At 55.7% G+C, this 23,383-nt stretch carries 18 protein-coding genes; 5 read left to right on the forward strand and 13 right to left on the reverse strand.

Annotated elements, in window-relative coordinates:
* Positions 1-37: 37 nt before the first annotated feature.
* The 8 genes from HMPREF2554_RS10530 to HMPREF2554_RS10565 all read right to left on the reverse strand — a co-directional run bounded on the left by HMPREF2554_RS10530 (position 38) and on the right by HMPREF2554_RS10565 (position 12,270).
* The gene (locus HMPREF2554_RS10530; RefSeq protein WP_013398084.1) at positions 38-1,255 is read right to left on the reverse strand and encodes a putative glycoside hydrolase; all 1,218 of its coding nucleotides are present in this window, start codon (positions 1,253-1,255) and stop codon (positions 38-40) included.
* Positions 1,252-2,940 (reverse strand): GT4 family glycosyltransferase PelF, encoded by a 1,689-nt coding sequence (pelF, locus tag HMPREF2554_RS10535; RefSeq protein ID WP_048755385.1) that lies wholly within the window; start codon positions 2,938-2,940, stop codon positions 1,252-1,254. Before pelF ends, HMPREF2554_RS10530 begins: the two co-directional genes overlap by 4 nt.
* Before the next feature lie 32 nt (positions 2,941-2,972).
* On the reverse strand, positions 2,973-4,331 hold the full coding sequence (locus HMPREF2554_RS10540; RefSeq protein WP_246826068.1) for a hypothetical protein: 1,359 nt from the start codon (positions 4,329-4,331) through the stop codon (positions 2,973-2,975).
* A gap of 504 nt (positions 4,332-4,835) precedes the next feature.
* On the reverse strand, positions 4,836-9,713 hold the full coding sequence (locus tag HMPREF2554_RS10545) for an NAD-glutamate dehydrogenase (RefSeq protein WP_246826069.1): 4,878 nt from the start codon (positions 9,711-9,713) through the stop codon (positions 4,836-4,838).
* A 98-nt stretch (positions 9,714-9,811) separates the two neighbouring features.
* Positions 9,812-10,108 (reverse strand): hypothetical protein, encoded by a 297-nt coding sequence (locus HMPREF2554_RS10550; RefSeq protein WP_070555302.1) that lies wholly within the window; start codon positions 10,106-10,108, stop codon positions 9,812-9,814.
* Positions 10,109-10,144: 36 nt separating this feature from the next.
* Complete coding sequence (locus HMPREF2554_RS10555; protein WP_070555305.1) at positions 10,145-11,125, reverse strand: quinone oxidoreductase family protein; 981 nt, start codon at positions 11,123-11,125, stop codon at positions 10,145-10,147.
* A 244-nt stretch (positions 11,126-11,369) separates the two neighbouring features.
* Positions 11,370-11,771 carry an ImmA/IrrE family metallo-endopeptidase gene (locus HMPREF2554_RS10560; protein ID WP_048753507.1) on the reverse strand — a complete coding sequence of 134 codons (402 nt, stop codon included), beginning with the start codon at positions 11,769-11,771 and terminating at the stop codon, positions 11,370-11,372.
* Positions 11,764-12,270 (reverse strand): helix-turn-helix domain-containing protein, encoded by a 507-nt coding sequence (locus HMPREF2554_RS10565; RefSeq protein ID WP_070555309.1) that lies wholly within the window; start codon positions 12,268-12,270, stop codon positions 11,764-11,766. Before HMPREF2554_RS10565 ends, HMPREF2554_RS10560 begins: the two co-directional genes overlap by 8 nt.
* Positions 12,271-12,493: 223 nt before the next feature.
* Here HMPREF2554_RS10565 and HMPREF2554_RS10570 point away from each other — a divergent pair, with 223 nt between their 5' ends.
* From HMPREF2554_RS10570 to HMPREF2554_RS10590, 5 genes are all read left to right on the forward strand, one after another.
* Positions 12,494-12,745, forward strand: coding sequence for a hypothetical protein (locus tag HMPREF2554_RS10570; protein WP_070555315.1), 252 nt, complete (start codon positions 12,494-12,496; stop codon positions 12,743-12,745).
* Positions 12,746-13,004: 259 nt separating this feature from the next.
* A complete protein-coding gene (locus HMPREF2554_RS10575; protein WP_070555318.1) occupies positions 13,005-13,991 on the forward strand; it encodes a glycosyltransferase family 2 protein in 987 nt (328 codons plus the stop codon).
* 27 nt (positions 13,992-14,018) lie between these two features.
* Positions 14,019-15,002, forward strand: a complete 984-nt coding sequence (locus HMPREF2554_RS10580; RefSeq protein WP_070555322.1) for a glycosyltransferase family 2 protein — start codon at positions 14,019-14,021, stop codon at positions 15,000-15,002.
* 68 nt (positions 15,003-15,070) lie between these two features.
* A complete protein-coding gene (locus HMPREF2554_RS10585; protein ID WP_070555325.1) occupies positions 15,071-16,165 on the forward strand; it encodes an acyltransferase in 1,095 nt (364 codons plus the stop codon).
* Positions 16,166-16,403: 238 nt separating this feature from the next.
* Positions 16,404-17,633, forward strand: coding sequence for an acyltransferase family protein (locus tag HMPREF2554_RS10590; protein ID WP_246826070.1), 1,230 nt, complete (start codon positions 16,404-16,406; stop codon positions 17,631-17,633).
* Positions 17,634-17,679: 46 nt separating this feature from the next.
* On the opposite strand, the gene HMPREF2554_RS10595 is transcribed toward HMPREF2554_RS10590, so the two are convergent.
* The 5 genes from HMPREF2554_RS10595 to HMPREF2554_RS10615 all read right to left on the reverse strand — a co-directional run bounded on the left by HMPREF2554_RS10595 (position 17,680) and on the right by HMPREF2554_RS10615 (position 23,325).
* Complete coding sequence (locus tag HMPREF2554_RS10595; protein ID WP_070521433.1) at positions 17,680-19,089, reverse strand: hypothetical protein; 1,410 nt, start codon at positions 19,087-19,089, stop codon at positions 17,680-17,682.
* A gap of 6 nt (positions 19,090-19,095) precedes the next feature.
* A complete protein-coding gene (locus HMPREF2554_RS10600) occupies positions 19,096-19,971 on the reverse strand; it encodes a glycosyltransferase family 2 protein (protein WP_004005879.1) in 876 nt (291 codons plus the stop codon).
* Complete coding sequence (locus HMPREF2554_RS10605; RefSeq protein ID WP_004005880.1) at positions 19,961-20,380, reverse strand: DUF2304 domain-containing protein; 420 nt, start codon at positions 20,378-20,380, stop codon at positions 19,961-19,963. The genes HMPREF2554_RS10600 and HMPREF2554_RS10605 overlap by 11 nt, the downstream gene beginning before the upstream one ends.
* The gene (locus tag HMPREF2554_RS10610; protein WP_070555328.1) at positions 20,370-21,116 is read right to left on the reverse strand and encodes a glycosyltransferase family 2 protein; all 747 of its coding nucleotides are present in this window, start codon (positions 21,114-21,116) and stop codon (positions 20,370-20,372) included. The genes HMPREF2554_RS10605 and HMPREF2554_RS10610 overlap by 11 nt, the downstream gene beginning before the upstream one ends.
* 154 nt (positions 21,117-21,270) lie before the next feature.
* Positions 21,271-23,325, reverse strand: coding sequence for a DUF6541 family protein (locus HMPREF2554_RS10615; RefSeq protein WP_070555331.1), 2,055 nt, complete (start codon positions 23,323-23,325; stop codon positions 21,271-21,273).
* Positions 23,326-23,383 lie beyond the last annotated feature (58 nt).

Consider the following 23,383-nt stretch of genomic DNA (forward strand, 5'->3'; position numbering starts at 1 on the left):
TACCGCCGTATATACGCTATAGCAAGAGACCTTAAAATTACCGCTTACGGTAAATAACCCCGCGGTGGCCTTCTAGAGTGAGGGTGGCGGGTGCCGCGTTGTTTTGCGCATCTACGAGCCCCTGATCCTGCGGCACGCGCACCATCGTGGTGCGGTCGCTCGTATTCAGAGCCGCCCAGCCGTGCGTGAAAGCACGGGTCTGCACACTGTCCTGAGCCTCAATCTCACCGGATGCAGCCCCCAAGTCAAAGGACAGCTCGGGCGCGTTCGGAGTACCATCATAGGCATCGTGCTGAGTTGCGTTGATGCCGGTGAAGCGACCGCCTCCAAAAACCCAGAACCCAGCCAGACCATACAACAGATTCTCATCCGTGCCGCTAATCGGCGACGTCGAGTACCCGTGCGGGGTGCGCAAAATCGTGACCTTAGGAAGGGACTGCTGGGTATTCACAGCGCCGTAGGCATCGCCCGAGCGGTCCTGCACCGCATTCAGCGTTACCAGACCTTCGGCACCGCGCCCAATATGGTTTCCCTGCATGGTGGCGTAGGCACCGCTGAGGAATTCTTGTGCGCCCCAGCCGAGCCACACTTCCTCAAATCCGCCGCCGTAGGCACTGTGGCTCTCCCATTTGCCCCAGCGCAGGCGCGATTCGGCAATATTAGGCACCAGGATTTTGCCGATTTTATTCAGCTCAATACCGGCGAAGGAGATCAAGAAATCGAGATGCTGCCGAATCGTGGTGATGCTTTCAACGCCCTGAATCGGCAGGTTCAGTCCGTAATAATCATTCTCTACGTCGTTATCAGCCATCACGCCGTCAAAGGGCGAGTTACGCAGTTCTTCCACCACGGAGTGCACCCACTGCCAGCGGTAGTCTGCACTCCACACCGCCATCTGGTAGTGCTGCCAGTACCCCGACCACTCGATCAGAGAGCCGTCTAGACGGCGGGCGAATAAATCCTTACCGGTTGTGTTCAGAAGATCTTGCGCATATTTATAAGAGACACCCGAAGAGTAAATGGGGCCGGGTTCATAGGCGCGACTGGAAGAAAGGCACTTATAGGCGAGCACCACCATATTAGGTGACTGCTCTTTGAGGTAGCGTGCCGCATCCAGCTCCCAGGGCTGCAGAATAGCTACCGCATAGTTCTGCGCCGCAAAGGCCAGCTGCTCTTCCGATATAGGGTCGCCGCCGTATCGAATCCAGGCACCAAATTTTCCCGGAGTGCCGGCTCGTAGAGAATTATCGCTCATTCTTCAATCTGCTCCGTAACTCGCTGAGGTATTTTACCTAGCTTACGGTATATCTGGTCATAACGGTCCATAACCAGGCGAAGTTGGAAGAACTTTACAACTCGGTTGTAAGCGTTAACACAGTACCGCTCGTAGATACTGGGTTCCTCCATCATGGTGCGAAGCGCCTGCGTGAAGCCTTCAACATCGCCCGGAATGGTTAGAATACCGCAGTTACCTATCTCACTGCCATCCGAGGTGACCAGCACATCATCGATCAGCTGCGACATACCGCCCACATCGGTGCTCACCAGCGGAATGGATGCCGCCATCGCTTCCAGCGCCACAATAGGCTGACCTTCGTTATAGCTGGGCATAAGCAGAACATCGAAGCGGTCCAGCATTTCGCGCACCTTCACGGTGCCGTGGAAGGTAATGAAGTCGCCCATATTGAGCTCTTCAATCGTGCGCACGCACAACTCATAGTATTCGGGCATGTGGTTCTTCGGCCCGAGCACATCCAGATGGAAGTTGTCGAGCCCGGCATCACGCAGCAGCGCAAGCGACTTCACGAGGTCTGTGAGCCCCTTAATGGGCACCACACGCGCAATAAACACGAAACGCCACATATGCCCGCGCCCCTCCGCCAGGATGCGCGCCCGAGCAGTCTGACGCCCCACATACGCCGGATACACGCTCTCGATGAGCATACCGTTCGGCAGCACGACCGCGCGGTCTTCTTCACCTTCGTTGTATTGGTCGATGGGCGCACCAATACCGCGCGCCTCTTCAATCGCCTTGGGGTACAGATAGGTCACCATATCGGCGCTGGGGTAGCAGAAACGTCCCATTTCCAGGAACCAGACGCACCACGCGGTCTCTTCGAGCGTGACGGGACCCAGCTCGGGTTTATCGCGCGGCTCCTTCAGGAAGGCGTAATCCGTGGTGACGGGCTTGGCCATATTGCGTTCCAGCTTGGTATTGATGGTATCGCGCACATACAGGTTGTGTTCGGTCAGCAGGAAGCTGGTGCCGTAATCGCGCGCGCCCGCAGCGCCCAAAAGTGAGGCGTAGCCGGTGGTGTGAGCGTGGTACACACGGGCATAGGGCAGGCGCTCATGCAGCAGGGCGTACACGATAGAGACGAAGTTACGGATCTCCCAGAAGAGTTCGCCGAACGGAACCTGTGCGAGGAAGCCCCAGTTACCGACTGCCTCCATAAACTCGCGGGTGCCGGTGAGGGCGAAGAGTGAGTAGGTGCGGGTGCGGGGGTTAATTCCTTCATCATAGAACGACCAGAGCGGGTTTACATCGCCGTGAATAAGAGCATCGAAAGCGCTCATAAGTCTCGCCACCAGTTTCTTGCGTTGGCGACGATTCATCTTGAGGTTTTTCGGATTACATTCTTGGGCGAATTCTTCCTTATGCTCCTCTAGGCTCAGGTAGATCACCTTCACCCATTTGACGTTTTCGGGCATACCGTACAGGTCTTTAAGTTCCTGTTTACTATCCCAGGAAATATGAATAATTCCGAAGCTGATGCTCGGGTTTTCCACGATAATATCGTGAACCACTGCGGAAACCCCGCCCTTAAGGTAGGGGTAGGTCGATTCCATCACCAGCGCAACATCGACCTCAGGATAATCAGGGTCGGGTGTTCGGGGTCCCGGCGCGGGCAATTGCAGCGGGGCATAGTGGTTACGCATTGCGGTGTTTATCAATGTATATGACCTCTCATCTACCAGGCTAGGGCACGACGCCAGAAGAGTGAGTATTCGGGATTAGCCCAGGCACGACGGTAGAGTATCCACGTGACGAGGGCGAGAATTGCTTCGCCGATAATGATGGGCAGATAACCGCCATCGTTCGGGATGATTGAAAAGGCGACAGTGACGATCAGCAGGTGTACCGCACCGATAATGTGCACAGTCTTAAACATAGTCATGTATTCCAGCTGATAGATGAAGAGCGCCATCGCCAGGAACAACCATGCCACCGTCAGCCCCGCATAGGCGAGCGGGAAGGTGTTCGGTACGAAAATATACATCAGAATGCCCGTAATGACCGAGCAGATAACTGAGACAATCAACGTATTGCGCACGGAGGCGTGAGAAATACGCACTACAGCGTGCGCCTCCGGCTCAATTTCATTGAAGGGAAGTTTATTGAAGAGGGTCCACAGACGCTGAATAGAGCCGTTCACGCGGTTAGATTCAACCACGAAGAAGTAGTTGTAGGCGATCACGCAGGGAACCAGGCTCATGTAGATGGCGATAACGTCGATCTTGCCGTTCGTCACCAAGAAGAGCACGTATTTATCAGCCCAGAGGATAGAACCGGTCAGCAGGCCGCGAATGACGTCGCGGTAGGCGGCGCCTAGGGGAAGGCGGCTGAAGTGGAACAGCTGCTTAAGTTCACGCCCAATACCGCTGAACAGAATGGCCGACCCCACCAGCGGAGGCAGGAACCACACGGTCGGCAAAGTCAGCAGAACAATCGTGTAGCCCACCCATGCGAAGAACCACAGCGGACGGTTTTTTGCCACGTTCGGCACAATAAGCAGCTGCGCATACGCAACGTTCAGCATACTCAAAAAGAGGAAGGATACCAGCGCCACCATATCCCAGTGCAGTACGAGCACCACGGGAATGGCGAAAAGGAACGCGATGGGCAGGCCCACCAGATAGAGGTAGCCCCAGTGGCGGCTAAATGCCCTCAGCTCGCTAATATGCTGATATTTCGGGTCGGTATCGAGAGTAGCAAGAAGTTCTTGCGCCTCTTTGGATTTGTGATCCCGTTTGAGAATCGCCGCTTCTTCCTGAACCTCGCGGCGCGCATCCTCAACTTTCAGGTGTTCGGATTCGAGGGCGCGGTAAATAGGCATGCATACCGCCTGGCTTAGCCAGGGAACCACGATGGACGCCGCCAGAATAATCTGGATGAGCGGCACCGACCCCACATAGTTCCTGCTGAGAATGGGGGTTACGAACGGGAATGCGACTGTTAGGAGTGCAACGGGAGATACATAGAGAAGAAAATTGTAGAGGAGTCTCCAACTCCAGCGGTTTTTCGGGATGTCTGCATGGTGGGAAGACAAGACGGGAACTTCTTTCAGCGCTATTCTCACCTAATGCCTATATGTATATTGCCCCTGTACCTGTGGTTTAAGGGCAGGGATGGGCTACGCGCAGGGAAAACTGCGCTGAACGACTAGGTGATCGGTTTTCGGGATTTCAACCCCTTGTATTGTATACGTGTAAACTATTTTTGACACGCAGCCCACAACTGGGATTTATGCCACATACTCCCCGCTTTTTTAAGGCAGGGCAAGCCGCATACATGCATCACAAGGTTTCACTACTACTTGAGTATAGCGGTACCGAACCAAGTTTGCGGGGTTTACCGTCAGATGTGCACAAAAATATCTCACGCGCCATGCGCTGAAATACTTAAAAATCCCTGATAAATAGCGGAATATCGGCTAAAAAATATTCTTCATCTTAATCAGCATCACACCGCGACACGACGACAAAAAGCCGTTCCCTCCCCACCCACACGCGGGCGGAGAGGGAACAGCTTTTGTTATATCTTAAGAAGAGCTTTAGGATGCGCTCGACAGGGTACGCAGCGCCACCGAAATCACGGCAAGGCGCGGGTGCGATGCACTGTCGGGCTCGGCATTGCGGACCTCATCAAAGATGCGGTCAATATTGCCCACACGGGTCGGGTGGTTCTCAATCCAGGAACCCAGCGCCTGCAGAGCACCCTCGGGGTTGCTCGGCGCGCTGCCTGCGTCTTCCTCAGCCACCGATGTTGCAAGCTCTGCGGCGGTCTCATAGAGGCTGCCGCGCAGGGCCTGACGAGAGAGGGTCTCCCAGCGGTCGTTACGGGGCAGCTCGCTAATGAGGCCAAGCAGCTCATCAACCTTGAAGCGGTCGTAGGTTGCGAAGTAAATCGGTGCCAGCTCAACCGCCTTGAAGTCGTTATCGCGGGCAGAGCGAATAACATCCAAGAGAGCGTAACCCTCGAAGCCGCGAATCCAGATAACAATGAGTTCTTCGGGAAGACCCCAAGCCTCGCCGGCATCGCGCTTGGAGCGAACTCGTGCACGGGAAACATCCGAGAGGTACGCGGGCAGGTTGTTGCGAAGCTCCACCACATCGCCAAAGCGTTCCAGCAGGGAGCTGATCGGATTGCCCGCAACCACACCGCGCTCGGCGATAAACCAACGCACCACACGGTCAAGAACGCGCTGATCATCATGCAGCACGGTGTTCCACGCATCCAGGGAAGTATGTGCGGGCAATTCGCGGTGCAGTTTCGCGGCTTTACCCAGCTCGAAGAGCTCGCGGGCGATGATGAAGGCGCGGGCGACCGCATCCACTCCAACGCTGGTTTCTTCGACCGCGCGGTAAGCGAAGGTAATACCGCCCAGGTTTACCATCTCGTTGGCAACGCGGGTGCAGATAATCTCTTTGCGCAGCGGATGCGAATCCAGGTACTCGCCGAAACGCTCCACCAGAGGCGCCGGGAAGTATTCGCGCAGCAGGCCCTCCAAATAGGGGTCGTCCGCGAAGTCGGTCTCTTCCAGGGCGTGTGTAAGGTAAATCTTCACGTAGGCGGCCAGCACGGAAAGCTCGGGGCGGGTCAGCATCTCGCCGGTGGTGTCAAACCGTGCCTGCAGTTCCTTATCCGTGGGCAGGAACTCGACGGTACGGTTCAGACCGGCGTGCTTTTCGAGGTCACGCATCAGGCGCTTATAGACGTCAATGCCCAACGTGCCGTAGTTGAATTCGCCCTGCAGCAGAACGTTCTGCTCAACGTTGGTTTCAAGCACCTTGGCGCCGACTTCGTCCCGCAGGGATTCGATGAACGATGCGCGCTCATCCGGGGCAAGCTCACCGCGTGCCACCAGACGATCCACCAGAATCTTGATGTTCACCTCGCGGTCACTGGTTTCCACACCTGCGGAGTTGTCGATGGCGTCGGTATTGATGATGACTCCGTTGCGTGCAGCCTCCACGCGGCCCAGCTGGGTGAAGCCAAGGTTGCCACCCTCGCCCACGATCTTGGCGCGCAGCTCGTTGCCGTTCACGCGCAGGGCGTCGTTTGCCTTATCGCCCACCTGCGCGTTCGTTTCGGTGGATGCCTTCACGTAGGTGCCGATACCGCCGTTGTAGAGCAGATCAACCGGAGCCCTCAGGATCGCAGAAAGCAGCTCGGAGGGTGCCAGCTCGGTAACATCGTCCTCAAGACCCAGCACCTCGCGCACCTGCGGGGTAATCGCGATGGACTTCAAACCGCGCGAATACACGCCGCCGCCCTCAGAAATCAGCTCACGGTTGTAATCTTGCCACGAAGAACGCGGCAGCTTGTACAGGCGCACGCGCTCCTCGAAAGAGACGGCGGGGTCCGGGTTCGGATCCAGGAAAATATCGCGATGGTCAAAGGCGGCGACCAGGCGGGTTTTCTCGGAGCGCATCAGGCCGTTGCCGAAGACATCGCCGGACATATCGCCAATGCCCACAGCGGTGAATTCTTCGCTCTGGCAGTCGTGGCCGAGCTCGGCAAAGTGACGTTTGACGGATTCCCAGGCGCCGCGGGCGGTAATGCCCATCGCCTTGTGGTCGTAGCCAACCGAGCCGCCGGATGCGAACGCATCGCCCAGCCAGAACCCATACTCGGCGCTGATCGCGTTTGCGGTATCCGAGAATGCGGCGGTCCCCTTATCGGCAGCAACCACCAGGTAGTAGTCGTCACCGTCGCGGGCGATCACGCCCTCGGGGCGTACTACAGTCTCGGTGCCGTCGGTAGCAACGGAGAGGTTATCGGTCACATCCAGCAGGGAGCGGATAAAGACCTTGTAGGATTCGCGGCCCTCGGTAATCCAGGCGTCACGGTCCACAGCGGGATCGGGCAGCTGCTTGGGGTAGAAACCACCCTTGGCGCCGGTTGGAATAATAACGGCGTTCTTGACCATCTGCGCCTTGACCAGGCCCAACACCTCGGTGCGGAAGTCGTCGCGGCGGTCGGACCAGCGCAGACCGCCACGTGCCACATTGCCGAAGCGCAGGTGCACGCCTTCCACGCGCGGGGAGTACACGAAAATCTCGAACTTGGGGTGCGGCAGAGGCGCAAAATCGATCTGCTCGGGCGCAATTTTGAACGCAAGCGCTTCTCGACCCAAGTATGCGTTGGTGCGCAGAATAGCCTTGAGAATTTTCAGGAGCGAGCGCAGGTAGCGGTCGGCATCCAGGGTTGGAATCTTGTTGAGTTCTTCGCGAATCTGCTCCAGAATTTCTTCGCGTTGAGCTTCGCGCTGCTCATCGGTGAGCCCATTGTTCGGGTCGAAGCTGGTGTGGAAGAACTGGACGTAGAGCTTTGCGATCTGCGGGTACGCCATCAATGTATTTGACATGAACGACGGCGTGTAGCCCAGGCCCAGCTGAATCAGGTAGTGGTTGAAGGCGCGGAATAAGCGAACTTCTTTCCAGGTGAGCCCGTGGGCCAGAATAAGCCGGTCCAGGGTGTCGGAGTCGCGCTCTCCCAGCAGGTAGGCGTTGAGCGCATCCTCGTAGAGCGTTGCGACAGCGTGCGGGTCTACACCTTCGGGGAACTGCACACCAAAGTCGTACAGGTATCCGTAGTCCTGCCCATCTTCGGGCGCGAACTCGTAGGGCCTTTGGTCAACGACGACCAGTCCCATATTCTGCATCACCGGGAGCAGTTCGGTGAGGGTATGCGGTGCTGACAGGTAGGTCTTCAGACGGGTGGTAGCTAAGTCGCCGGTCTCGACTTTGATAGCGGCGGGCCTCTGGGTATCGCCCGAGAGAGATTCAAAAATCACAATATCCTCGATCGCGTTTTCTACTTCGTAGTCGGCGCGGTAGGTTGCTGGCGCGGCTTCCGCCCAGGCGGAGGCGAGCCGGCGTCCTTCTGCACCGGGTTTCCAGCCCTCAAGCGCGGCGGCGGTAGCCTCTCCCCAGGAGCGGGTAGCGGCTTGCAGGCGCTTCTCAAGGGCGCTTACATCAACATCCGGCACGACGTTCGGGTCGGCGAGCCGGATGCGGAAAAACACACGCGCCAGCGACGATGCCGAGAGGTAAATCTGGTAGTCGATGGCGGTTAAATCAAATTCTTCGCGGAATACCTGCTGGATGCGGGTGCGCACAGAGGTGTTGTACCGATCGCGCGGCAGGTACACCACCGCGGAGATAAACCGTGCGAACTGGTCGGGGCGCAGGAAGAGACGGGTCTTGCGCCGTTCCTCCAGGCCCATGATGCCGCGGAAAGTTTCGGTGAGTGTATTCACCGTGGCGTGCATGAGTTCAAGGCGCGGGTAGTCTTCGATGAAGCCGATGAGCATCTTATCGGAGTAAGAGCCGGGGTGGAATCCTAGGCGACGGCGCACCATGGCGATGCGTTCGCGAATGAGCGGGGTTTCTATGGCTGGCAGAGAGTATGCCTGGCGGGTGAACAGCCCCAGAATCACGTATTCGCCAACCACGCGCCCGCTCGCGTTGAAGCGGCGCACCCCAATGTAGTCGAGGTAGTCGGTGCTCTGAATGGTGGAGCGGGTGTTCGCCTTCGTAATGTAGAGTGGGCGCGGCCTGAGCGCGCGAGCGAGGGTGTCGTTTTCCAGCCGGATGCGGTGCTGCCCTTCGGTGGACCGCAGGATACCCAACGCAGAGTGAGGGCGGTCTGCCAGTTCGAGAACCCCTGAAGAGCCATCGAGCAGGCGCTCTTTGATACCCATGAAGAGGAAGTTACCGCGGGCGAGCCAGCGCAAAAAGTCCTGTGCGATTTCGATGCGTGAGGAAGGTTCGTTACCGCCGGGATGCGCGGTGAAAGATTCTTCGCCTTCGCCGAGGGTTATGCCGCGCAGCGCATCCAGGGATTCGGCGATGGTATTCACGCGCTCGGCCATGGCTTCGGCATCGGTTTCGCAGGCTTTAATATCGTCGAGGATTTTCAGGGCGGTAGCGCGCAGACGTTCGCTGTCTTCGTCGTTGAGCTTGCGGGTGAGGCGAATCGCGATCCAAGACTCGATCATGGGATGCGCCGTGAGCTTGCCGTCCTTCGCTGAGAGCACGGGCAGCCCGTAGGTTGCGGTATCGCCGCTGGCGAGGTTACTGGCGCGACCGGCGCCGCGTGCCGAGAGAAGTTTTCCGTTGGGGTCGCGATCCACGATGAAGATGGGGTGGAAGAGCGAGTAGACGCCGCCGAAGTCTGAGGCGATTTCGGCGGTGAGGGAACTGACGAGGTACCCCATATCGTCGGTGACGACGAGCAGCGTGGTGGAGTATTCGTCGTTATGCACGGTGACCGCAGGGGTATTGGGTTCTCGCGTCTCAGCGAGCGCACGGTGCGCTCGCGCTAACTCTTCTAGTTCTTCCGTTGAGAAGACTTCTCGGTCTTCAACGGGGCTGTTCTGGTAATACTGTTCAATCCACGCATCATCGCCAGACCAGCGTTTCATAGCGTTGTCATTCACTGACAAGGTATGCCTCCGAAGTTTGTATCACTTCTCTGTGACGTTCTGTCTGTGTTTTATACGGCGTTGTGTGTAATCTCTTCCTAGCTTATACCCTGTACACCGGTGCAGGCTTCCATTTTAGGGAAATCCGGCAGGAAAATATTTTTATTGCGGAGATAAATCACATATGCTTCCGCTCTGAGCAATATTTGAGGCTTTTCGCGTTGTTTTTGAGGCATTAAACCCGTATTCGTGGCATTTGCATACATTCCGGTGCCTGTCGTGTTTTTAGCCAGAAAGCTGCATGCATTGAGGGCTTTATTCCGAGCGCGTGGCATGAACACAGTTCCGGGAGCGATGGTTTGCCTTGGGAGTGTATCCTTCAAAGCCTTAACCATCGCCCCCGGAATTTTTATCTATCGTCCCGTTTGGGCTTATTCCCCGTATGGTTCGTGCTTGAAGACGAACTTTCCGATGGTTTTACCGGCACGAAGCCGCTCTAAAGCCTGGGCACCGTCACGAATATCGACTTCCTCCTGAATAGGCACCGTCACCTCGCCGGATGCAACCAACGCCAAAGCACGGCGCAGATAGGCAGTAAAAATATCGGGGTAGGCATTGGAGAGCAGCCCGATATTGAAGCCCATCATGCTGATACCGTCGAACCAGAAGGTATTGGTGCCCACCGTCTGATCCCCGTCTTGAGCGGCGTTGCCCACCACGATCAGTCGCCCCTCGAAACGCAGAAGTTTAAGGAGTTCGGGGCGGTCGCGTCCAGAAACCGGGTCGATAATCACGTCGAATTGCCGCCCGCTCTTATCCGCAAGTTCATCGCGCAGCCACACCTCGTCGTAGCCGAAGTCGAGGGCGAGTCGGCGTTTTTCTTCGGTACTGACAATGCCGACCACCTTTCCGGCGCCCATAAGCTTGGCGACCTGCCCGAATTGCGTGCCCAAACCACCCATAGCGGCCTGCACCAACACGTGTTCGCCAGGCTGCAGACGCGCCGTGCGTTCGAGTGCCGCAAGGGCTGTAGGAGTATTAGCAGGAACGACCGCCGCCAACGCCGGGTTCATACCCGCAGGCAGGGGTGCCACAAGGTTTGCCTGCGCCAGGCAGATTTGGCCGAAGCCGCCTCCTGAACCTAGCAGGGTCAGCGGAGCCGCGACCTTATCTCCCACGCGCAGACCGGTTACTCCTTCACCGAGGGCATGGATGCGCCCCGCGGCTTCGATACCCGGCGCCCAGGGAAGCGGAAGCTCTGCCATGCCTTCGGCGAGAAGCGCATCAACATACCCGACTCCCGCGTATTCTGCGCGAATGGTAACCTGCCCGGGGCCTGGGGTGGGTTCGGGCACGTCCTGGTACTGTAACCCGTCGATGCCGGTGTACTGCGTGATATTGAGGGCTTTCATAAGATCATCCTTTCTATAGCAGATGCCTTAATAGTAACAGCTATCTGTTATAGAAGATACAGAAACGCATCCCTCACACGAAGAATGGGTGCTGGCAGTAATACACTCGCCCGTAAAGCGGGAGCATTTTCTTCATGCGGGAGCGGCTTAAGTGCTCCCAGATGAAGAAAATGCTCCCGAAATTTCTGCTCACCCGAATACCCGAAATAGCGCTGCTTCTAGTGACAGCGAGCCCTCGCTCAAATTACGCCTGCGCCACGGTAAGCGGATGCGCATCCAGGTAAATCACCAAAAGTTCCTCGGTCACGTCAAGCTCATAGGCAAGCGCGGGCAGGTTATCCGGGTAGAAGGCGGCGGCGCGACGCAGATCCCCCGGGTCGATCAGATTTTCTGCGGCCAGCAGGTCGCAGCTGCGCTCGCGGCGGGCGCTATAGGATGCGTCCCAGGCGTCGTGCTCGTCTCCGCGCACGGCGTGCACGAGTTCGTGGGCAAGTACGGAACGTTCTTGCCGAGTGCGCATTCCTTCGCGCAGGGTAATAGTGCGGCTGGCGTGGTCGTAGCGACCGAGCATTCCGTGCCCGGGCGTTCCCCAGACGATATCGACCCCGAGCGTGTGTGCGTGAGTGTAGGGATCGTAGCTAGGCACCAAAGAATCCCTCCTCGCTGTCATAGATTTCGCCGCGCTTTGCGGCCAGGGCGTAGTCCTCTGCCGTGTATTTGCGATCCCTTTCGCCGGATGCACCGCTCACGGCACCCGCGACTGCTCGCCCAGCTTGTGCGGATGCGGCGGCAGGCACCTCCACGGGGGCGGTAGGGGGTACCGCAGCACGCACCGACTGTTCCCGAGTTTGCACCACCGTCATGCGGCGCAGCACCTCGCCCATTAAGTCTTCGTTGGAAACATCGCGAATAGACCCGCCCACCCGCAAAGATTTGGCGCGAGCGGTGGTGATAAGCCCGCTTTCGACCATGAGGTCGAGCAGGTCAAGCCCGAAGCGGTCGGCTATCTTGACGAGGGTTTCTACATCCATCACTCCAGTACCCGAGAATCGCCGCTGAATAGCGTTGGGGTTCATACCGAGTTCGGCGGCGAGCGCCCGCTGGGAGAGTCCTGTCTTGTATTTGATGTAGTCACCGATAGCCATGCCACCAGTCTAGCAGACTGATTTATTTTTCGGGTCATAAATATTACAAAATCGTTCATTATGCCCGAAATTCCAGGGTTTTCATCATATTTTGCATTGATAATTCAATCAAAACGCATGACTTTCTCTTTCATTTCGGGTATGCTGTCACAAGGTCCCACAGCATACCCCCTAGATAGAACCTGCCGCCCGCCGCCGCATCTCAACCAGCAGAAAGGACGATATGACACGCACACAAAAACCGCGCCAGCAAAAACAACGAGCAGTTCAGCGGTTCAACTGGTTTAAGCATCTCAACGCGATCATTCCTGCGGTAGCCACTCTTCTGCAGGTGTACGGCCTACTCAGCCAAGAGCAGGCGAGCGCCTGGGCTGCACTGGCGCTAACCATCATCAGGTTGTGGTTAAACTGGCGCACAGAACGAACCTCGCACGCAGCTGAGGGCACCTCACATTCCGCGTCACAACGCAGGTAATACGTGCATCCTCAAAGCGGCGGATAAAAACGCCCCGGCATTCTGCCGCTGCTAGAGAAGATTGCACACCAGGAAGGCATCTAAAATCTGTACGAGATTTTAGACCATGAGCTTTCTCAGGCTAGAAGTTCCCGCAGATTCCCCGCGCCTACAGGGGAGCCTGCGGGAGCTTTATCCGTCTTAAACATGCTTCCGATAGGTAAACTCTTATACTCGCGGTAGCATGAGTAGCAGACTACCCTACAAAGACGGAGATCCTATGCGTACCCCTCGTACCAGCATCATCATGCCGGTCTACAACACCGCCAACACCGTCATCAACGCCATACAATCCGTCCGAAACCAAACAGACCCCAACTTTGAGCTCCTCATCATGATCGACGGATCCCCCGATGACTCCGCCGACATCATCACCGCATACCACCAGAAAAACCCCGACACCCGCATCCACATCTTCAACAACCCCGAAAACAAAGGCGTCTCCGCCGTACGCAACCAAGGACTCGACGCCGCCCGCGGCGACTGGATCACCTTCATCGACTCAGACGACGAATACCACCCCGAATTCCTCGAAAAACTTCACGAGGCGGCGCGCACTCACGATGCCGACATCGCCGTATGCGGGCATACCATCAGACACAGCGACGGTACCGAAGTGCACCGGGCAAAAGTTACCCCCGGAGTGCACGAAGGCGAAGATATTGCCATTGAGTTTTTGGAAGACCGCTACACCGGGTTCATGTGCGATAAAATCTTCCGTGCCCAGCTATTTGACGGGGTGCGGTTCGCCGAAGACATTCATCGCGCCGAAGATGCCCTCGTCGTCTTCGCCTGCTGCATGAAGGCGAAGCGCCTGGTCGGCATCACCGATCACCTCTACACCTACAGGATGGAACAGGGCGGGCTGACCTGGGGGCGCATCACACCCGTTGAAGAGAGTATTCGCCACACTGACTATATGCGCCGCGTCGCCGGAGATTTACTGAAAACCCCGCGAGGCAAAAACGCTTTTGCCGCATCTACAAGCGTCACCTTCCTCAATAATGCGCAGCAGGCACTTCTTGCAGGCGGTTCGGATGCACCCGGCGTTATCGCCGCATGCCGAAAACAGCTTTCGTGGGGTCAGGTTTTTGCGACTCTGCGTTCACGCCCACTCATGGGTGCTGCGGGTGCTCTCTTGAAGCTTTCGCCAAAGCTATACCGCGTGCTCTACGGCGCTTATGTCAAACGTAACTACGGCCTTTAACCCTATATCAATCCAGGAAAAAATTTTATGCGTACCCCTCGTACCAGCATCATCATGCCGGTCTACAACACCGCCAACACCGTCATCAACGCCATACAATCCGTCCGAAACCAAACAGACCCCAACTTTGAGCTCCTCATCATGATCGACGGATCCCCCGATGACTCCGCCGACATCATCACCGCATACCACCAGAAAAACCCCGACACCCGCATCCACATCTTCAACAACCCCGAAAACAAAGGCCTCTCTGATATGCGTAATCAGGGGCTTGATCATGCACGAGGTGACTGGGTAGTTTTCCCCGATTCTGATGATGCCCTCGAACCTACCTTTTTGGAACGGCTACATCAGCAGGCTGAGCTTACCGGTGCAGACGTGGTGAATTGTGCTCATAACATGGTAGATACGCGGGGGCACAAGACTAAACGACTCAAGGGTACACCGGGTATACGCACCGGTGAACAAGCAGCTTACGAGCTTCTGCAAGATGAACTTTCCCCCTACGCCTGGGATAAAATCATTCGCCGTTCTCTTTTCAACGATGTTCGTTACCCCGATATTGAGCGCGCCGAAGATGAATGCGCTCTCCTCAAGTGCTACTTGGCGGCACAGAGCGTATCAGTGATAGAAGACCCTCTCTACAACTACTCCGTAACTCCAGACAGTCTGACGTGGAGTCGCATCACCCCGGTAGAAGAAACACACCGTCTTATCACATATTTTGAGGATGCTCTCGGAGAGCGCCGCAGTGAGTCCGATGCGCAAAAAGCACTAACCGTCGCACGAGTTCTTGCGTTTCTTAACAACGCCCAGCAGGCGCTAGTGGTCGGCGGTGATAGTGCGCGAGAGACACTACGTGAATGCCGCAAAGGTTTCACCTATACGCAAGCGCTCACAGCGCTTCGCACCAATCGAGTTTTTGGAGCAGCGGGAGTACTTCTTAAAACTTCCCCAAAACTCTACCGTGTTTTATACGGAATATATATAAAACGTACTTATAAAATGTAGAATATGAATTTTGGTACTGTCATGTATCTATAAGCATAAACAGCAGTCATAGAACACAAAGGGTTAGTATGGTAGGCTCCACACGCGATAATTCCCTTCACCTTACGGGAACAAAATCCTCAAAACAGCGCCGTGTGTACCTTGACCTCATCAATTCGGTGGCAATCATGTGGGTGGTACTCCTGCATGTGCGTTTTATTACCCCGGATAATCCGTCATCTTCGGCGTGGTGGGTTGAAAATATCCTATCTGGCTTCGGGGTTGCGGCAGTTCCTCTATTCTTTATGGCGACCGGTATTAATCTCTTGGATTTTACTCGCCGCGAGTCTATAGGAACGTTCTATCGCAAGCGTTTTACCAAAATTCTGATTCCCATGATCTTATGGGCGCAGGTCTATCTTTTCGTTCATATGTGGACGGGTTCTACTCCGTTTCCCGGAGTTCACGAAATTCTGCGAACATTAGTAGCTCCCAGTAGCGAGGCAGCCACCTTCTGGTACCTTGAGGCCTTAGTCGGCGTCTATCTAGTGCTTCCGATTTTCTCTTACGCCATACGTGGTGCTCAGACGGAACAAACTACCACGGCACGCACCGGATTCTTCTGGCTTATGGCGGCGCTCGGACTTGTTCTACCGATTATCACCCAGGCAATCCACCTGATCTACCCTCACGTCCTACCCGAGTTTGTTGCACCCATCACCGGGTATCTTGGGTTCTGTCTTCTTGGGTATGCACTTGCCAATACCGAATTTTCTCGTGCGTGGCGCATCGTTATTTATCTGTTGGGCATCGTGGGATTAGGAGGATTTATCTTCGGCAGTGCTTATTTAATTGAGCATCGCCCAACATTCGTGCCTCTGGCACACGGATACCTTGCAGTTCCAGCAATTTTATGGGCAAGCGCGGTCTTGGTGTTCTGCAAGTATTCACGCATCGGCCAAGCATCGCCCACGGTGCAGAATATTCTAAAACGCCTTGCGGCCCTCACGTTCGGGGTTTATCTGGTACATCTTCTTATCATCCAAATTCTACAGGCGGTAAACTTCTCTCTGACTAAAGTGCAGTGGGAAGTTCCCTATGCACTCTTCGTGTGGGCTTTATCCGCCGTGATTGTGTGGATGCTGCGGCTCATTCCTCCGGTACGCCGCTGGATTCTGCCCTAATAAGTTTTACTCCGAGAAATCGTCTGAGGGGTTTACCCACAGTATATTGACGCAACGCTGCGAACTTTGTGGAAGCGGAAACTCGCTCTCAATATATAAATGAGCTCACCGAGAAAGAGTGTTAAATTTCTACCGTTAAATAAGATCATGTAAAGCACACTGTTCAGGTAGAATTTAGATAGTTTGTGTCACTCACTGATGGTCACTGTAGATCATCTAATAACTCAGGAGCAACCGCGTGCTGCATAAAAACATACAGAGATACCCTACGCTTTATGAAGGGGTATTTGAGCGTGCCAATTCACTCAATTTTTTAAGACTTATTCTCGCTTCTTGCGTGATTTTCTCCCATACACCCTACCTTGTCATGGGTGCCAAAGTAGATGAGCATCCTCTTGTGCATAACTTTTATGTATTTGGTGACTACGCGGTTAATGCATTTTTCTGTATTTCAGGTTTTCTGATTGCGCATAGCGCCTACCGCAGCGGGGCAGGTTCTTATCTTGTTAAACGTGTGCTCCGTATTTTTCCCGGTTATTGGGTTTCTATTCTTTTTGTGGTTGCTCTTGGCGGTCCGATCTCGGTCATAACGGGGCACACCGCAACGGGGTGGGACTGGGCAGATGCTCTTCACTACATTCGTAGCAATTACGATCTGATGGCACTTCAATATCCGCTCTTTGGCGGGCCCATTGACGTTCCTCTGGAATTTCCTTCATGGAATGGGTCTGTCTGGAGCCTAGAATATGAATTCTTCTGCTACCTCCTATTACTTCCGCTCTTTTACCTGCCCTTTATTCGCAAGAATCTGAAAATCTTTATTCCGCTGGCATACCTCATAAGCCTGAGCTACTACCTGTGTAACCAATATCTGGGGTACGACTTTATGAGCCAGGCCTTCGGGCTTCACCCGCGCGACCTCAACGCTTCGGCGCGTATGTACCCGCTCTTCTTCGCGGGTTCCCTACTCTATCTGCTGAGCCGCAAAATCAGGGTTTACCCGGTACTGTCGGTTCTGTGCGTTGCAGCCGGGGCGTATTTCACCTGGTTGGCGCCGTATGCGGATGTTTTGCAGTGGACCCAGCTTATTCTCGCTTACGGAATCATTGGTTTAGGATGCTCCATCAACGTTTCGTGGGCACGTACCAATGACATTTCCTATGGCGTATATGTGTATGCGTGGCCAATACAACAAATTCTGGTGATGCTCGGGTCTATATCCCTGGGTTTAGCGGCCAATATTTTCTTGGATCTGATACTCACCTTCGGCGTTGCCTGGCTTTCCTGGATGTTTATCGAAAAACCCGCGATGAATCTGGCACGGCATCCCATTGTGACGGGCAGCAAACGCAGGGAACCGTCCCCGCCGCCCGTGCACAGTACATCAGATACGCCCGCATCACAGGCGGATGAGCCCGCAACGGCTCAGATACCGCGTCCTCTGGGGCATCCCATACAGTTCTCATAAAAGCATCAAGGGGCGGCTTATCGTAGCCGCCCCTTTTCTATACGTATTAGTGGGTTTCGCCTCGTGCGGTATTCTCAACCAGCATTTCCCGTAAAGCCTCGCCCTCACTGAGCGCCTGCGCGGAACGGGCGTGAATCCTCATCGCTGCCAGATGCACCACGAACCCGCAGATAGGGCCCGCATAGAGCGCAACTAGGGCTCGCCCCACCACCGGAAGAGGAGTTAAAAACGCTACCGCGATAACTACCACGGCGGCGGTTGCCCACCCCGTTACATACGCACGATGGCGCCCAATAGCCAACACCATATTCCCCGACAGGGAAATTAGCGCCAGCACGGCGGAGGCAAAAACCAATACCGCCATGACTGTACCGGTGATAACTTCGGCATAAGCATCATTCTGATTAGCTTCCGGCGGGTAAATCAGCCTAAAAAGCATAGGAGCTACCAGGTATGCGGCACCGGCGCCGAACGCCCCAAGCCCCAGCACCGCCACAGCAGGCTTCAGAAAAGCCGCCAACGGGCGATGCTGCTGCTTCAAGAACGCCGAAACAGCCACCCCCTGAAACGCCTGCAGGGGAATCATAATCGGCGAGCGCGTAATAGAAATCGCCAAAAAGAGCGCACCCATAACGAGTTTGGTGTGTTCACTCTGGTTCGGCTCGCTGCCGTCTAAAATATTGGGAAAGCCCATCATAATCACAGCGGCGGATGCTGAGGACAGGAACGACCAGATCAGGTTCATGCTGAGCTGTTTGACCTCAATATCGGCGCGTGCCGCCCAGGCTTTGCGCCCGCCGGGGAGAAAGAGGGCAAGGAGTATCCACAACGCCATGGGGGTTACGGTGGCGACTTCCAGCCCCGTGAGCGTGGGAACCGCGAATGCTGCGGCGATCATCAGTACAAGACGACCCGCCGATTCTAGGGCGCCGATTCCGGCGAAGAGATACCAGCTGTCGCGCCCAGCACTGGCACCGCTCATGGTTGCCTGTAATGCGTAAAAGGCTACACCTGCGGCAATGGATCCTACCGCCCACGGGGTATTTGTAGGAATCTGGTCGTGCGCCCACAACGGGGAGGTGAGCACCACGAGAAGCCCTGCTAACAGGCCGAAAGCACCGGCAACATATACCACGCGCACCCGGTATACGCCGTCACGCCGTGCTGCGCCGACCGCGCGGGTTACCTCCGGCTGAATGCCCGTAATAATACCGGTTACCGCGAAGAGCGCACCCCAGAACAGCAGAAACTCTTTCATCTGGATACCGCCGAGCGCATGATTGGCGATAACGGTAGTGCCTAAAGTCGCTAACGCCGTCAGCACCGAGGACGCTAAAAGCGCCATGGATTGATACCGGCTGATAGTTCCGCCGGCTGTGCCCTGCTGATCCGTATTCTCGGGGGTTATGTTCTCTGGGGCGGGGTCATCCTGGGGTGTGTTCTTCGCGCCAGCCATTGGACCTTACTTCACCACATGAACGGCAAGGTTTTTCACGCCCTGCCATTTCTTCGCCAGGGCTGCCTTCGGAAGCAGCGTCAGCGCGTGAGCACGGGATGAGAAGCGGATGCGCGCCACCCGCGCCGCCTTCTTCCACCCGAGCTCGTCCATCTCTGCGGCCATCGTCTTGTAGTAGCCGCGTTCCTCTTCAAAGCGGGTGCCTTCCAGGGCGCGCCATGACGAGTCGGAGCCTCCGTGACGCCGGTACATGAAGGCTACCTGCGGATCGTAGTAGAGGGCACCGCCGCGCATCGTAATATCGAGGATAAGCGCCATATCTTGGATAACGTTAAGGCCTTCACGGAATCCGGTATCTACAATAGCCTCAGCACGCCAACCGAGCGAGGGGAAATAGAACCAGGCACCGCGCAGCAGAGAGACTGCGAGCTCCTCACCCTGAAGAACCGCCTCTGCCGCAGGACGGTAGTGTTCTTTCGTGCGCTCCACAAGGGTATTAGACAGCGCATTATTCTCGTCGATAACCACCACACCGGGCTGGAAAATACTGGCTTCTGGGTGGGCGGCGGCGGAATCTACCAGCCACTGCACATAGTTGGGGAGCATCACATCATCCGCGCCCATAACGGTTACGAGGTCGTTCTCTACAAAAGTCAGACACTTACGATAGTTGGCGTTTGCGCCCAAGTTCGTTTCATTGCGCATATAGGTGATGCGCTCATCGTTCAGCGAGGCAAACCAGCCGGGAATAGACTCGTCCGGGTAGCCGTCATCCACTACAATCAGGCGCCAGTCGGGGTTGGTCTGCCGCACGATAGAGAGCACAGCCTGCTTCATCATTGAAACATCGCCGTAGTAGGGGAAGAGGATATCAACGGTCATCGTGTTCAGCTCCAGAGGTTGAGTCTTGGGGGTCTTGATCGGGATCTTGCGGGGTGCGATGCGCTGGCGCACCACCGGGCTGCTCGTGAAGCGCCCGCAAGATAGCCACTTCTTCGGCAAGGATGCGCGTCTTCTCCGAAAGCCTGGAGACCTCTAAGGTGAGGTGCAGGCATACGGACATCAACAGCACGATAGAGAGCAGGAAGAGCAGGTTAACCGGCAGCGTTAAACCCACAAATTCGGTAATACCGTCCAGCAGACCGGGGAATATTCCCAGTACAATAATGGCGGCACCGACGCCCAGCCACAGGGCCGCGTATTTTTCTTTCATCTTCAGGTTGCGCACCTGAATAATAACGAGCGTACAAATACACAGCGCAACGATAAGGAAGAATATACTAGCGCTCATGCTGATCCTTCCTATCAGTCTTTTTACGGTTCATCGAAATCCAGTAGGCAAAAAGTGAACGAACAAGATAAACCGCCGATTTCACCGGACCGGAGGAAGGTGTTCCGCCTTGACGCTCGCGCATTCTCACGGGGGTCTGCTTCACACGCAGACCCTGTCGAATAGCCATAGCGGTAACGTCGATGGTATCGCCTAAATACTCGGCGGGTAGGAATTTACAGTAAAACCTAATACCTCTGCGGTTGGCAATTTTGAATCCGCTCGTCACATCGGTGAAAGGGGTTTTCGCGGCGCGGGTGAAAAGGTGTGAAAGCAGGCTCATCGCCCATTTTCGAGGGCCGGATACGTTGTAGTCGCCCGAGCCCGCAAATCGGGAGCCAATAACAATATCGCAGTCCTGCGCGTGCGCAATCAAATCTGGAATGCACATAGGATCATGCTGACCGTCGGAATCCACCTGCATCGCATAATCGTAGTCGGCGCGGCGAGCATATTTATACCCGGTGCGCATTGCCGCCCCTACCCCCATGTTGTAGGGCAGATCGATCACAAAAGCACCAGCTCTGCGCGCGATTTCTGAAGTATGATCCGTGGAACCGTCGTTCACCACAACCAGATCTACCTCGGGAACCCTCTGTAAGAGCTCAGTGATGGTGTTACCGATAACCTCTTCCTCATTCCACGCAGGCATAATGACGAGTGTGCGCGGCATCGGCTGCGAACTCTCTGAACTCATGCGTAGGGGATTCCTCTCGGTGATACTGGAATACACGTGTTATGACTGTACTCAGTCTATCAGTCAAAGGCAGAGAGCACTGAAACACCCGTGACAGCCGCTGCTACCCCCCGTGTATGTATACTCCACCGAGCTCAACAGGGAATACCGCTCATTACTGAGGGGTTCCACAAGCCGTAATGCGGTAAAGAGTTGCCTCGCCCTTGGAGTACACAGGCTCTGCAACACCTTTCTGCTGCAGATTTTCCAGACCGGGGTACTGGGAACGATGATCTCCACGAATCTCTTCGTTAATCTCCCGTCCCTTAAAATCCAGGTAGTAGTATGCCTTTGAATTTTGCACCGCAGAGCATACGGCGGGGTTATCGGCGGCCTCGTTGAGGTGCTGATAGATCTCTCGGGCATCGGGGGTAGCTGTGTACAGAGGATGCGCAGCCGTCACCTTATATCCGGTGAGCGCATACGTCACCGCGCTGCCGGTCCAGGGCTGCACAATTACGGTTTCTCCAGTTGGCACGTAATCATGCAGATGCTCAATCACGTCACGTTCATCGGCCGAGAGGAGCAAGGCGTCTGACTTGGGAAGATACCGTTCCTGGGTGCCCTTAATATAACCCTGGATATTAGGATCTGTCTGCAGGTTGATACCCAGCGGAATCAAGAGAATAACTGCCAGCGCCAAGGATATAATTCCGCCGTGTTCTTTAAGCGGTGCAATGCGCTCGCCAAGAACCGCAATCGCCGCCTTAAGCCACTGATACGCGGCGTGCACGCCAACAACGGCCATCGGAGCCGCCAGAATTGGCACATTCGCGGCCAGGCGGAACGGATCGTGGTACCACACGCCCAAAACCCAGTCGCGCCCGTCGTCCCAGACCATCCACCGGGCGGCGACATAGAAGTACATCACATACACCCAGCTGAGCAGCAGCCAAACGCCGATGCTTCGGGTACGCAGCAGATAGTACGCGCCCATCAAAGCAAGCACGGAAACGGTCCAGAGCAAACCATTACTCATTTGACCGTTCAAAAGAGCTTCACCCACGGCCGTGCTGTCCCATTGTGTGGGTTCCCAGCCGCCCGCCTCGCGAGGCGGACGAACGATACCCCACAGGATATTTAGGGTAATCGGGTATATCGCCAAGAGAACTAACTGTATAACGCAGACAAGCGGTTTGAGTTCGCCGCGCCACGCCGCACGAATCTGAAGCGCCGCACGCACCAAAATAATAGGCAGAGCGAGCGCGAGCATGGTCATCAAGACGTTAGGATGCGCCAGTGCAAGCCCTAGCGCCATGAAAAAGCCCATGTACAGCGCCGGAACCGTCTCGATGCGGCGCGCCTGTACCGTGCGTAGAAGCTGGGCGAATAGGCCCAGCACGGTGGGAAGAAGCGCAAGACCCAAGCTATTGGGGTAAAGCACACCGAAGTTGATGAGCAGCATGGGGAACGCCGTAAACGATGCCGAAATAACACCCACGCTGAGCAAGGCCGGAATGCTGGCGCGCATCGTGGAACGCACCAAATACATGACCGACAGCGGCCAGATTACCGCCCCCACCAACACGCTCATAAGGTTTGCGGTGGCGGGTACGCTTATGCCCGTTACCTGGTAGATAACCGTGGCAATACCGTGCCAAACGGCGGGATAGAAGGTCGGTGCTTCTCCGCCCGAGGTCATATTTGCAATGGTCAGCGAGGAAGCATCGCCCGTATCTGCCATATAGCGAATGGCGTTGAGGTGAAAGTTGACGTCATAGGTTTGCGAAATGTATTCGGGACGTCCGATAGCGCGGGCAATGCTGATGTACAGCAAGATAAAGCCAACGAGAACGCTAAGCCCCGCCGCAAGAGTCTGCGGGGTAAACCAACCAGAACGCACAATTGCGGTGTTTTCCTGCTGATCGCGCAGTTTCTGTGGGGCGGGAAAATCCAGCCAGCCTCGACTGCCAAGCAGGCGACAGATCAAATACCCCAGACCGGCGAGAATAACCGCGAAAGCGAGCGGAATCAGGAATGAAAAACGTACCCCCACTTTGGAGGCAAAAATCGCGCTCACCCCAAAAATACCCACGGAAATAGGGGCGGCAAGACCTAACGCCTCCACACCGCGCTGCCGCATAGCCAAAGCAACGATAAGACCCGGAATAAGGATTATCAGAGCACCCACTATCAACGGGATAGTGAGCGAAGCCCAGGTCGTTTCCATGCGGTTATCTCCTTGTGACTATGTTTTGCCGTGGCGGGCTCAAGTGTGCCGTATGCTG

Source organism: Rothia sp. HMSC071F11 (genome assembly GCF_001809115.1).
In the GTDB taxonomy this organism is placed as follows: domain Bacteria; phylum Actinomycetota; class Actinomycetes; order Actinomycetales; family Micrococcaceae; genus Rothia; species Rothia dentocariosa.